This window comes from Flavobacterium sp. CG_9.1, from assembly GCF_015751645.1.
Classification (GTDB): Bacteria; Bacteroidota; Bacteroidia; order Flavobacteriales; family Flavobacteriaceae; genus Flavobacterium; species Flavobacterium xanthum.
In genome coordinates, this window is sequence record NZ_JADOVC010000049.1 from 1 (window position 1) to 12,131 (window position 12,131).

General features: G+C 36.3%; 12 protein-coding genes and 1 pseudogene. 10 read left to right on the forward strand and 3 right to left on the reverse strand.

The window, feature by feature from the left end; all coding sequences use genetic code 11:
• The first annotated feature begins 344 nt into the window (after window positions 1-344).
• The 7 genes from IWX83_RS16460 to IWX83_RS16490 all read left to right on the forward strand — a co-directional run bounded on the left by IWX83_RS16460 (window position 345) and on the right by IWX83_RS16490 (window position 7,826).
• Window positions 345-1,712 carry a rhodanese-related sulfurtransferase gene (locus IWX83_RS16460; protein ID WP_196831261.1) on the forward strand — a complete coding sequence of 456 codons (1,368 nt, stop codon included), beginning with the start codon at window positions 345-347 and terminating at the stop codon, window positions 1,710-1,712.
• A 186-nt stretch (window positions 1,713-1,898) separates the two neighbouring features.
• A complete protein-coding gene (locus tag IWX83_RS16465) occupies window positions 1,899-3,155 on the forward strand; it encodes a regulatory iron-sulfur-containing complex subunit RicT (protein WP_073353252.1) in 1,257 nt (418 codons plus the stop codon).
• Window positions 3,139-3,618, forward strand: a complete 480-nt coding sequence (locus tag IWX83_RS16470; RefSeq protein ID WP_196831262.1) for a gliding motility lipoprotein GldH — start codon at window positions 3,139-3,141, stop codon at window positions 3,616-3,618. Before IWX83_RS16465 ends, IWX83_RS16470 begins: the two co-directional genes overlap by 17 nt.
• Before the next feature lie 9 nt (window positions 3,619-3,627).
• Window positions 3,628-5,937: a penicillin-binding protein 1A gene (locus IWX83_RS16475; protein WP_073353255.1), complete on the forward strand. Its 2,310-nt coding sequence runs from the start codon at window positions 3,628-3,630 to the stop codon at window positions 5,935-5,937.
• Window positions 5,938-6,027: 90 nt separating this feature from the next.
• Window positions 6,028-6,729, forward strand: a complete 702-nt coding sequence (locus IWX83_RS16480) for a CoA transferase subunit A (protein WP_196831263.1) — start codon at window positions 6,028-6,030, stop codon at window positions 6,727-6,729.
• Between the two features lie 38 nt (window positions 6,730-6,767).
• Window positions 6,768-7,115, forward strand: coding sequence for a four helix bundle protein (locus IWX83_RS16485; protein WP_073353259.1), 348 nt, complete (start codon window positions 6,768-6,770; stop codon window positions 7,113-7,115).
• Between the two features lie 51 nt (window positions 7,116-7,166).
• Window positions 7,167-7,826, forward strand: coding sequence for a CoA transferase subunit B (locus IWX83_RS16490; protein WP_196831264.1), 660 nt, complete (start codon window positions 7,167-7,169; stop codon window positions 7,824-7,826).
• A 248-nt stretch (window positions 7,827-8,074) separates the two neighbouring features.
• Here the strand turns inward: IWX83_RS16490 and IWX83_RS16495 are convergent, their stop codons facing one another.
• From IWX83_RS16495 to IWX83_RS16505, 3 genes are all read right to left on the reverse strand, one after another.
• Window positions 8,075-9,514 carry a nucleoside recognition domain-containing protein gene (locus tag IWX83_RS16495; protein ID WP_196831265.1) on the reverse strand — a complete coding sequence of 480 codons (1,440 nt, stop codon included), beginning with the start codon at window positions 9,512-9,514 and terminating at the stop codon, window positions 8,075-8,077.
• Window positions 9,515-9,623: 109 nt separating this feature from the next.
• On the reverse strand, window positions 9,624-10,337 hold the full coding sequence (locus IWX83_RS16500) for a 3'-5' exonuclease (protein WP_196831266.1): 714 nt from the start codon (window positions 10,335-10,337) through the stop codon (window positions 9,624-9,626).
• Between the two features lie 95 nt (window positions 10,338-10,432).
• Window positions 10,433-10,900 (reverse strand): methylated-DNA--[protein]-cysteine S-methyltransferase, encoded by a 468-nt coding sequence (locus tag IWX83_RS16505; RefSeq protein WP_196831269.1) that lies wholly within the window; start codon window positions 10,898-10,900, stop codon window positions 10,433-10,435.
• 47 nt (window positions 10,901-10,947) lie between these two features.
• Here IWX83_RS16505 and IWX83_RS16510 point away from each other — a divergent pair, with 47 nt between their 5' ends.
• The 3 genes and pseudogenes from IWX83_RS16510 to IWX83_RS16520 form a co-directional block, all read left to right on the forward strand.
• Window positions 10,948-11,229 (forward strand): IS66 family insertion sequence element accessory protein TnpB, encoded by a 282-nt coding sequence (locus IWX83_RS16510; RefSeq protein WP_196831267.1) that lies wholly within the window; start codon window positions 10,948-10,950, stop codon window positions 11,227-11,229.
• A complete protein-coding gene (tnpB, locus tag IWX83_RS16515) occupies window positions 11,229-11,567 on the forward strand; it encodes an IS66 family insertion sequence element accessory protein TnpB (RefSeq protein ID WP_370568445.1) in 339 nt (112 codons plus the stop codon). Before IWX83_RS16510 ends, tnpB begins: the two co-directional genes overlap by 1 nt.
• 49 nt (window positions 11,568-11,616) lie before the next feature.
• Window positions 11,617-12,131: pseudogene (locus IWX83_RS16520) on the forward strand (hypothetical protein); the annotation flags it as partial.

The following is a 12,131-nucleotide window of genomic DNA, read 5'->3' on the forward strand; positions in this document are numbered from 1 at the left end:
AAAAGGTCTCCTGACCTTTCTGAAAACTCTCATGCCAGCAGATGCTGCTCACCATACAGAGATTCTTCGTTCCTCAGAATGACAAAATAACCACAAAATATTCCTTTAATCCCAACTCCCCTAGCCCAGATTGAAGCTGCATCCTCTTGTTGTAGCGCTAGCGAAAATAAGAGATATAGCGAAAAGCTGCAAGTAGCTCCAAGAAAATTAAACCATTAAGACATTAAGAAAAATTAAGTGTCTATTATTCATGGCGAACCTTAGTTCCTATAATACTTTGCTCCTCTGAACCTTTTTACCTACTTTTGCAAAAAATATATTTCTCAACTTAAACTGTTTATAGCATGCAACTGTACAACACCTTAAGCGCAGAAGAAAGAGCCATCATGATTGATGATGCCGGAAAACAACGTCTTACGTTGTCTTTCTATGCTTATGCGCAAATTTCAAATCCAACACAATTTCGTAACGAATTATTCCTAGCGTGGAACTCTCTTGAAGTTCTAGGCCGAATTTATGTAGCCCCTGAGGGAATTAACGCCCAACTATCGCTTCCTGCAGATAATTTCTACGCGTTTAAAGACACTATCGAAGTGTATGATTTCATGAAAGGAATCCGTTTGAATATTGCCGTAGAACAAGACGATCACTCGTTTTTGAAACTGACGGTAAAAGTGCGAGACAAAATTGTTGCTGATGGTTTGGTTGATGAAACTTTTGATGTGACGAATATTGGAATTCACCTTAAAGCAAAAGAATTCAACGACTTGCTAGAAGATCCCAATACCATTGTGGTGGATATGCGCAATCATTATGAAAGTGAAATTGGACATTTTACCAAAGCTATAAAACCAGATGTGGATACTTTTCGTGAAAGTTTACCCATCATCGAAGAACAACTTTCTGAACACAAGCAAGATAAAAAACTATTGATGTATTGCACCGGAGGAATCCGTTGTGAAAAAGCTAGTGCCTATTTCAAGCACAAAGGTTTTGAAAACGTGTACCAACTGGAAGGCGGGATTATAGAATACACACGCCAAGTAAAAGCCGAAGGTTTAGAAAGCAAATTCATTGGTAAAAACTTTGTTTTTGATCACCGCTTGGGCGAAAGAATTACAAATGATATTGTTTCTCAATGCCATCAATGTGGCGAAGCTTGTGATGTGCATACGAATTGCGTGAACGAAGGCTGCCATTTGCTTTTCATTCAATGCGATTCCTGTAAAGAGAAAATGGAAGGCTGCTGTTCTGCAGAATGTGTGCGTGTCATTCACTTACCGGAAGAGGAACAAAAAGCCATCAGACGTGGTATTAAAAACGGGAATAAGATTTTCAAAAAAGGAAAATCAGACGTTTTGACTTTTAAAAACAACGAAGAAACGCATGGTATTTTTGTTGCTGAAAAACCATCCCGAAGCGTTGGGACTGCCATTAAAAAAGAAGTAAAAGTTAAAAAACAATATATTGGAAAAGGGACGCATTATTTTCCAAAACCAAGTATTGGTCAATTTCTAATTGAAGAAAACGAAATCAAAATTGGCGACACCATTTTGATAAAAGGAACTACAACTGGCGAACAAAAACTAGTAATTAGCGAAATGCTAGTAAATGATTTAGCGCAAGAAAATGCAATTGCTGGAGATACATGTACGTTTAAATTACCATTTAGAATTCGATTATCTGATAAATTATATAAGATTTTAGACTAAAAAAACCACTTAAAATCACTTAAAATTAACCCATTACAAATCAAATTGTAATGGGTTTTTTTATAAAAACTTTATGATTTATTGGCTCAGATAGGCGTTGTTCCGTAAAATTAAAAAATACTATCTTTACAAATTAAACGTTTTAAGAACTTAAGTTGTGCTCGTCGCAACACTACATATAAGATTATGGCATGTACAAGTTGTTCAACTTCTGATGGTGGCGCACCAAAGGGTTGTAAAAATAATGGGACTTGCGGCACCGATAGCTGCAATAAATTAACGGTTTTTGATTGGCTTTCTAATATGAGTTTACCTAATGGCGAAGCTCCTTTTGACTGTGTTGAAGTTCGCTTTAAAAACGGTAGAAAAGAGTTTTATCGCAATACCGAGAAGCTGACTTTAAGCATGGGAGACATTGTAGCTACAGTTGCCTCGCCTGGTCACGATATAGGAATTGTTACTCTCACAGGTGAATTAGTAAAAATTCAAATGAAGAAAAAAGGAGTAAATCATTTGAGTAATGAAGTTCCAAAAATCTATAGAAAAGCATCTCAAAAAGACATTGACATTTGGTCTACTGCTCGCGATAAAGAAGAGCCAATGAAAGTTAGAGCGCGGGAATTAGCCATTGCGCAAAAACTAGAAATGAAAATTTCGGATATCGAATTTCAAGGGGATGGATCAAAAGCTACTTTTTATTATACAGCAAATGACCGAATTGATTTTCGTGCTTTAATTAAAGATTTTGCAAAGGAATTCAGCACCAGAATTGAGATGAAACAAGTAGGTTTCCGTCAGGAAGCAGCTCGTTTAGGCGGAATAGGCTCTTGCGGTAGAGAATTATGCTGTTCTACTTGGTTAACGGATTTTAGAAGTGTAAATACTTCGGCAGCACGTTACCAACAACTCTCTTTGAACCCGCAAAAACTGGCTGGACAGTGTGGGAAATTAAAATGTTGTTTAAACTATGAGCTAGACACTTACATGGATGCGTTGAAAGATTTTCCAGATTTTGAAACCAAATTGGTCACGGAAAAAGGAGATGCCATTTGCCAAAAGCAAGACATATTCAAAGGATTAATGTGGTTTGCTTACACCAATAATTTTGCCAATTGGCACGTCTTGAAAATTGACCAAGTCAAAGAAATTGTTGCAGAAAATAAGCTAAAAAACAAAGTTTCTTCATTAGAAGATTTTGCAATAGAAATTCTTGTAGAGCCAGAGAAAAACTTCAATAATGCCATGGGACAAGAAAGCCTAACACGTTTTGACCAACCTAAAGCAAAAAAGAAACCAAATAAAAAACGCAAACCCGCTGGCGAAAATACTATTGTAGCTAATAACAACAAACCGGCAAACAATAACCGTCAGACTCCCAATGACAAAAAGCCCACGGAGCCAAGAAAACCAATAATTATTACTAAAAATGTGGATAAAAAATAGCGCTTTACTTCTTTTGCTCGTAATCCTCTTTTCTTCCTGTGATAAAAAAAGAGTTTTTGATCAATATAAGTCTGTTGGAACTACTTGGCACAAAGACAGTATTGTAACCTTCAATTTGCCTGAACTGGACTCGACAAAGCGATATGATTTATTTGTCAATTTAAGAACAAACAATGATTATCAATACAATAATTTGTTTTTAATTGTGGCTTTGGAATTACCAAATGGTTTTACTAAAGTGGACACACTAGAGTACCAGATGGCCGATCCGCAAGGAACATTATTAGGAGAAGGATTTTCAGATATTAAAGAAAGTAAACTTTTTTACAAAGAAAATGTTAGGTTCCGCTCCAAGTACAAGGTTCACATCAAGCAAGCTGTTAGAGAAAACGGGAAAGTTCCTGGCGTAAATGCGCTAGATGGAATTACCGAGGTTGGTTTTAGAATAGAAAAAAAAGAATAAAATAGTATTATGGCTATCAAAAAAAATAATAACCCAGCAAGAGGTAATGGAAAAGACATTACACACTATCAAAAGAAATTTTGGAAAATATTCTTTATAGGCTTAGGAAGCGTCGGTTTGTTTTTCTTATTTGCTTCTTGGGGAATCTTTGGCTCCATGCCTTCCTTTGAAGATTTAGAAAATCCCGATTCCAATTTAGCAACTGAAGTTATTTCCGCTGACGGAGTCGTGATTGGTAAATATTTCGAAAAAAACAGGTCGCAGCTAAAGTATTCAGACTTGCCAAAAAACTTAGTACAAGCATTAATTGCTACTGAGGATGCTCGTTTTTACGAACATTCTGGCATTGATGGAAGAGGTACTTTAAGAGCCATTTCGAGTTTAGGAACTAGCGGTGGTGCGAGTACATTGACACAGCAATTAGCCAAACAATTATTCCACGGAGAAGGGTCAAAGTTTTTACCTTTTAGAATCGTGCAAAAAATTAAAGAATGGATCATTGCTATCCGATTAGAAAGACAATATACTAAAAATGAAATTATTGCCATGTATTGTAATGTCTATGATTTTGGAAATAATTCGGTTGGAGTAAGTTCCGCAGCAAAAACTTATTTTTCAAAAGAACCAAAAGACCTTACAATAAGTGAGTCGGCTATATTGGTAGGAATGTTTAAAAACTCAGGTTTATACAATCCGATACGAAATCCAGAAGGAGTGAAAAACCGCAGAAATGTCGTGCTTTTACAAATGGAAAAAGGAAAAATAATTTCGAATGAGGAAAAAGAACGACTACAAAGTTTACCTATCAAATTAAACTTCAAATTAGAAACACATAAAGACGGAACGGCAACCTATTTTAGAGAATACCTTCGTGATTACATGAAAAAATGGGCAGAGGAGAATAAAAAATCAGATGGCTCAGATTATGATATCTACAAAGATGGTTTGAAAATCTACACCACTATAGATTCTAGGATGCAGTTACATGCCGAAGAAGCCGTTACAGCACACATGGCGAACCTTCAGGAGGAGTTTTTCAAGCAATCTAAAGGCAACAAAAATGCTCCTTTTGTGAATATTTCTGCGGTAGAAACACAACGAATTTTAAATCAAGCGATGAAATCATCTAATCGCTGGGCGGTTATGAAATCAATGGATAAAAGCGAGGAAGATATTGTAAAATCGTTTAGCGAAAAAACAAAAATGACTGTTTTTTCCTGGAAAGGAGAGAAAGATACCATAATGACACCCTTAGATTCTATACGCTATTACAAGCACTTTTTACAGTCTGGATTAATGGCCATGGAACCACAAACGGGAAATGTAAAAGCATGGGTAGGCGGAATTAATTATAAATATTTCCAATACGATCACGTAGGACAAGGAGCAAGACAAGTAGGCTCTACATTCAAACCATTTGTATACGCAACGGCCATCGAGCAACTCAATATGTCCCCTTGTGACTCGATTATTGATGGCCCGTTTATGATTCGCAAAGGACGTCATCACGTCACCGAAGATTGGGAACCAAAAAATTCAGATAACAGGTACCGCGGAATGGTCACCTTGAAGAGAGGTTTAGCCAACTCTATTAACACTATATCTGCCAAATTGATGGATAAGGTAGGCCCAGAGGCGGTGGTTGATCTAGCGCATAAATTGGGGGTAAAATCTGAAATTCCTTTGCAACCATCCATCGCTTTAGGAGCAGTAGAAATAACGGTTGAAGACATGGTTGCTGCTTACAGCACCTTCGCTAATCAAGGGGTTTACATGAAACCGCAATTCATATCTAAAATTGAAGATAAAAGTGGTGTAATCATCTACGAACCAATCCCTGAGTCGCATGATGTTTTAAATAAAGATATTGCTTATGCAGTTGTCAAATTGCTTGAAGGTGTAACCGAGGGTGGATCGGGAGATCGTTTGCGAACTACTGGTGGCGGAAGCGGAGACAACCGCTGGACTGGTTATCCATACCAATTTAAGAACCCTATTGCAGGAAAAACAGGTACTACACAAAATCAATCCGATGGTTGGTTTATGGGAATGGTTCCTAATCTTGTCACGGGAGTTTGGGTAGGATGCGAGGATCGTTCCGCTCGTTTTAAAAGCATTACTTACGGTCAGGGAGCTACAGCAGCACTACCGGTTTGGGGTTATTTTATGAAATTATGTTATGCTGATCCCGCTCTTAAAGTTTCTAAAGGAAACTTTGAAAGACCAGCAAATCTCTCTATAAAAGTAGACTGCTACGTTCCTAAAAAAGTAATAGATACAACTGCTGTAGAGCAGAACACTGATGAATTTGAATTATAAAATCCCATTTCTCGTAGTCAAAACAAGGAGAAATTTCAACAAATAATTTGATCCTTTTAAAATAAAATTGGACCATAGCAACTCATTTTTATGATTAACAAAAAAGTAAACAACGTTCAAGACGCCCTTCAAGGAATTGAAAACGGGATGACTATTATGCTTGGTGGCTTTGGATTATGTGGTATTCCAGAAAATTCCATCGCTGAATTGGTAAAAAAAGAAACTACGGATTTAACGTGTATTTCAAACAATGCAGGTGTTGATGATTTTGGTCTTGGATTACTTTTGCAAAAACGACAAATTAAGAAGATGATCTCTTCCTACGTGGGCGAAAATGCCGAATTTGAACGCCAAATGCTCTCTGGAGAATTAGAAGTAGATCTTATTCCTCAAGGAACCTTAGCAGAACGTTGCCGTGCTGCACAAGCTGGAATCCCTGCTTTTTTTACACCCGCCGGTTACGGAACTGAAGTAGCTGAAGGGAAAGAAGTTCGCGAATTCAATGGAAAAATGCATGTTATGGAACACGCTTTCAAAGCTGACTTTGCCATTGTAAAAGCATGGAAAGGGGACGAAGCTGGAAATCTAATTTTCAAAGGAACAGCCAGAAATTTCAACCCAAGTATGGCGGGAGCTGCAAAAATCACTATTGCCGAAGTCGAAGAATTATTGCCTGCAGGAAGTTTAGATCCTAATGAAATTCATATTCCAGGAATACTTGTAAATAGAATATTTCAAGGTGAGAAATACGAGAAAAGAATTGAACAACGAACGGTTCGCGCAAAAAATTAAACAATTTAGCAATTTTTCAATATAACAATTAATAAAAAATGGATAAAGAGAATGTTGTTGTTTCTAAATCCATTGATTTTGCATTAGGTATTATAGCTTTTTGTGAAATATTAGAAAGTAAACGCAAATTTATTATTGCCAATCAACTATTAAAATCAGGAACAAGTATAGGCGCTAATATTCATGAAGCACAAAATGCCGAAAGCAGAGCAGATTTTATCCATAAAATTAAAATTGCAGCCAAGGAACTAGAGGAAACAAAATACTGGCTTTTGCTTTGTGAAAAAGCATCCTCATACCCTTTTGATGAAAGCCTGAAAATTCAAATTAATGAATTAGGATTAATAGTTTACAAAATCCTAAGCACTAGTAAAAATAATAAGTAATAATTCTCAAAATTGATATATTGTTACATTCATAAATTGATACATTAAGAAATGGCTTTAGATAAAAATCAAATTGCAAAACGCATTGCAAAAGAATTAAAACACAACTACTATGTGAATCTTGGAATTGGGATTCCGACACTGGTTGCTAATTATGTTCCTGAAGGAATTGACGTTGAATTTCAAAGTGAGAACGGCGTTCTTGGTATGGGTCCATTTCCCTTTGAGGGCGATGAAGACGCTGATTTAATCAACGCAGGAAAACAAACCATAACAACACTTCCAGGAGCTTCTTTTTTTGACTCAGTAATGAGTTTTGGAATGATACGCTCCCAAAAAGTAGATTTAACCATTCTTGGCGCTATGGAAGTAGCCGAAAACGGAGATATTGCCAACTGGAAAATCCCAGGTAAAATGGTCAAAGGAATGGGTGGTGCAATGGATTTAGTCGCTTCTGCCGAAAATATTATCGTTGCGATGATGCACGTGAATAAAGCAGGAGAATCCAAAATTCTAAAAAAGTGTAGTTTGCCATTAACTGGCGTCGGATGCGTTAAAAAAGTCGTTACAGAACTTGCCGTCATGGAAGTGACGTCAAAAGGTTTTAAGCTATTAGAACGCGCCCCAGGCGTTTCGGTGGAACACATCATCGCTTCTACAGCAGCAGATTTAATCATTGAAGGAGAAATTCCAGAGATGGTTATCGATTAAAAGCGTACTATAAAATACAAGAGAGTCGGAATTTCTACTATTGAAATTCCGACTCTTTTTTTTTAAATTACAATTGTGGACTTGCTCTTTGAAGATAAGTTGAAAGGACATTATTATTCGATCCTGCGTTAGCGCAAACTGATTCAATAAAATTGCCTACAGATTTTGTTTCGTGAGCAATCACTCCAGTTATAAATTATGCGAAACAACGGCGTACTTAGACTACAGAATTGATTCTTATGCTGCTACTAAAAAAACCACGTGGCAACAAAAATTGCTGTAATGACACAAATCAAATCAACTAGAAGCATTGTTCCTAATGCATAACGGGTGTTTTTGATATTAACCGAACCAAAGTAAACTGCAATTACATAAAAAGTGCTTTCGGCACTGCATTGAAAAATACTACTCAATCTTGCCGTTAAAGAGTCGGCTCCAAAGGTATTCATAGAATCAATCAAAAACCCTCTAGATCCCGCAGAACTAAAAGGACGTAGTAATGCTACTGGCAAAGCATCCGTAATTTGCTTATTTACTCCCATATTAGAAAAAATGAAAGCAATCCAATTGCTAATAATTTCAAATAATCCACTGTTTCTAAATAACGAAATAGCCACCAACATTCCCAAGACATAAGGAAAAATAGTCACGCCGGTTTTTACCCCATTGTTGGCTCCTACCACAAAAGAATCAAACACCGTTGTACTAGCAGCAGTAAATTTCTTTTCGTTTAAGAATGAAAAAATCAAAGTAAAAGCAATAATTCCTATCAAAATTAAAGCCGAAAGATTAGACGTAAAATAGTTTTTCCCAATCAAATCAAGATGATTCACGTACATCAACAATCCAATTATTCCTGCTATTAATGTAATCAATACGAGTACCAAAGAAGCACTTTTGAAATTAATTTTCTGTTTGATCCCAACAATTAGAAAAGCGGCAATCGTACCAATAAAAGAAGTGATGATGCAAGGCAACATGACATCCGCTGGATTGCTGGCATTTGCGGCAGCGCGATACCCAATAATAGAAGTAGCAATCAAAGTAAGACCCGAGGCATGCAAACACATAAACATAATTTGGGCATCACTGGCTTTGTCTTTATCTGGGTTTATCTCTTGTAAACTCTCCATGGCTTTTAGACCAAAAGGAGTCGCAGCTGAATCCAATCCTAAGAAATTAGCAGCGAAGTTTAACGTCATATAAGAGATGGATGGATGGTCTTTAGGAATACTCGGAAACACTTTAACAAAAACAGGACTCAATCCTTTAGCTAGCTTTCCAGAAGCCCCAGAAATGATCAAAAGTTCCATCAAACCACAGAAAAACGCCAAATAAGCAATAAGCGGAATGATTAAATCCAACAAAGTACTTTTACAGGTTGGCAACAAGCCATCTGATTTTTGAACGCCACTATAAATTTTTACCGTTTTGTTTTTATAAACATAAGTCGTGTCCGCATTTAGCGTATCGCGATTGATAATCATGGTTTGTTCTGGCGCTGTTCTGATGCTGTCTCTAATAAAGGCAGGAAGTTCTTCTGCGAATTTTTCGGAAATTAGTATAGGATCATCTTTCTTTCCGTTCAAAACGTGGTCAATAGTATAACTGTCTCCAGAAAACAAACTAAACATTACAAATACAATTGCTGAAATAAAAATGACCAACCAAAATCTACTCAATACCATAACTTATAATTTTTGTAAATGTAAAAAAATAACCGCAAAGTCCGCAAAGGGATTCGCTAAGTATGCTACACTTTTATAACTTAAAAAGTTGCTGTGATTGAAATTGTTCTTACACATGAATAATCTCTTCCTCAATCAGCAAATCTTCTCTGCGCAGCCGAAGGAAAATTTGTGCCACAGCGATGGTATCTTTTTCACAATAATTTACGATTCGATCAATATCTTTATCTACATAAAAAACATGACCTACTTGACTGCCATCGATATCGCCTTTTGGAGAAGGAATTCCCAGGACTTTACACATCAATTTTAAGGAAGTGTAATGCTTATAATCACCAAACTTCCATAATTCTAAAGTATCAAGATGCGGAATTTCCCATGGTTTTTTTCCAAATAAATTCAGTTTGTTTGGAATGGCAATTTGGTTGATAATCATACGTCGTGCGAGGAAAGGAATATCGAATTCCTTAGCATTGTGACCACACAAGACATGTTGCGGCTGGTTGAAATGATTATTTAGTAGATTATTAAAGTCAAGCAGCAATTTCTTTTCTTCTCCAAAAAAAGAAGTCACTCGAAAATTTCGAATATCGCCTTTAATCGTAAAATAACCCACCGAAATACAAACAATTTTTCCAAACTCAGCCCAAATTCCCGCACGATCGTAAAAATCTTCAGGTGTGTATTCATCCTTCCGCTGGTATTGGGTTTTATGCTCCCAAAGGTCTTTCATTTCAGAATCTAATGCATTAAAATCTTCGGCTTCTGGAACGGTTTCTATATCAAGAAACAGAATATTATTAAGGTTTATTTTTTCGATCATCTTGGCATATTTGACCACAAATTACACAAATTTTCACAAATTAAAATAGCTAAAACTTTATTTAGTGATAATTCGTGCAATTCGTATTTATTTTATTAAAACAAACTTTGTTGAGTAGTTGGGTTTTCATGTTCCAATAACCATTTCTTACGCCATATACCACCAGCGTAACCAGTAAGCGAACCATCTGATCCAATGACTCGATGGCAAGGAACAACAATCCAAAGCGGGTTTTTACCATTGGCTGAAGCCACAGCCCGTATGGCTTTCACATCGCCTAACCCTTTGGATTGCTCCAGATAGGTTATTGTTTTTCCAAACGGAATGTTTACTAATGACTTCCAAACTTTTTGTTGGAATTCAGTTCTTTTGGGATTAAGTAAAAAAGTGAAATCGGTTCTTTTAGAATCGAAATATTCTTGGAGTTGCTGCACCGCAATTTGTAGAAAAAGAGGGATTTCAGTGGAAGCAATTCCTTCATCTGAAACTGAAATTATGGCTACTCCATTTTCATCGCCAGTAATTGCGGCTATTCCTAGGTATCCGCCCGACGAACCCCATATTTTTTAGATTAACCTAAGGTAGTAGTTTTGTTCTAAACAATTTAGACATGAATAAAAATGAATTTATGTTATCTCAAGTTGAATCTTGGAAACAAAGTGGACTTTCACAACAAGCGTATTGCGATCAAGCAGGTATTAAATTAGGAACCTTCAGCTATTGGATACGAAAAAGCAAAAATGAAGAAGCACAAAGCGGAGGTTTTATTGCACTGAAAAAACCAGTTTTCGCTTTAGAAAACAAATACGAAATCGTATACCCTAATGGAGTTGTGCTACGACTTGACACAGATAATTTAAGTGAACTTTCGGCTTTAGTAAACCTATATTAGTGTTTAGTCTTAGTAGTTCACATACCTTTTTGCTCTACCCTAAAGTTTGCGATATGCGCAAAAGCTTTAATGGTTTGTGCGGTCTTGTTGCCAATGAATTAGGACGCGTTGCACATAGTGGGGAAGTGTTCATTTTTATCAATCGAAATAATAATCAGATGAAACTTTTACACTGGGAATCTGGTGGTTTTGTTCTTTATTACAAGCGTTTAGAGCAAGGAACTTTTGCTGGTTCAACCAGTACTAAATTGCAAATTAATTGGAGTGATTTGGTGTTGATGATCGAAGGAATTCAAATTATAAAAAGCAATAAAAAAAGAAGATTTTCTTTGGAATAAAACAGCCCTAAGCCTTGTTAAATATAGGATTTTGACGTATATTTAGCCTATGGAAATAGACCTAGAAAACGTATCAAAACAGGAACTTTTTGAGCTTTTAACTAAAGCTCAAAAAAACATTTCTGTGCTGGATAAAACTATTTCCAAACAAGATAAAAAACTTGTTAGGCTTGAAAAAAAGGAAGTCGTGTTAGAAGATAAAGCTTCTAAATTAGAACACAAAGCTTCTAAATTAGAAGATAAAGCTTCAAACTTAGAAGACAAAGCTTCTAGGTTAGAAGAACGAGTTGAAGAACTTCAACGTTTAGTAGAATTACTACGCCGTATGCAGTTTGGTCAAAAACGAGAGCGTTTTGAAGATCCTTCTCAAACTACTTTACCTTTAGATCTAGAACAAGAGCTTCTGGAAGAACAAGAAGAGGTTATCAAAGAAGAAATTACTTATTCTCGTTCTAAAAAGAAACATCCAGGCAGGGCTAAACTTCCGGATCATTTACCAGTTGAAGAAATCGAGATTTACCCTGAAGGAGATTTGTCTGATCAGGTTTGTATTGGCAAAGAAAC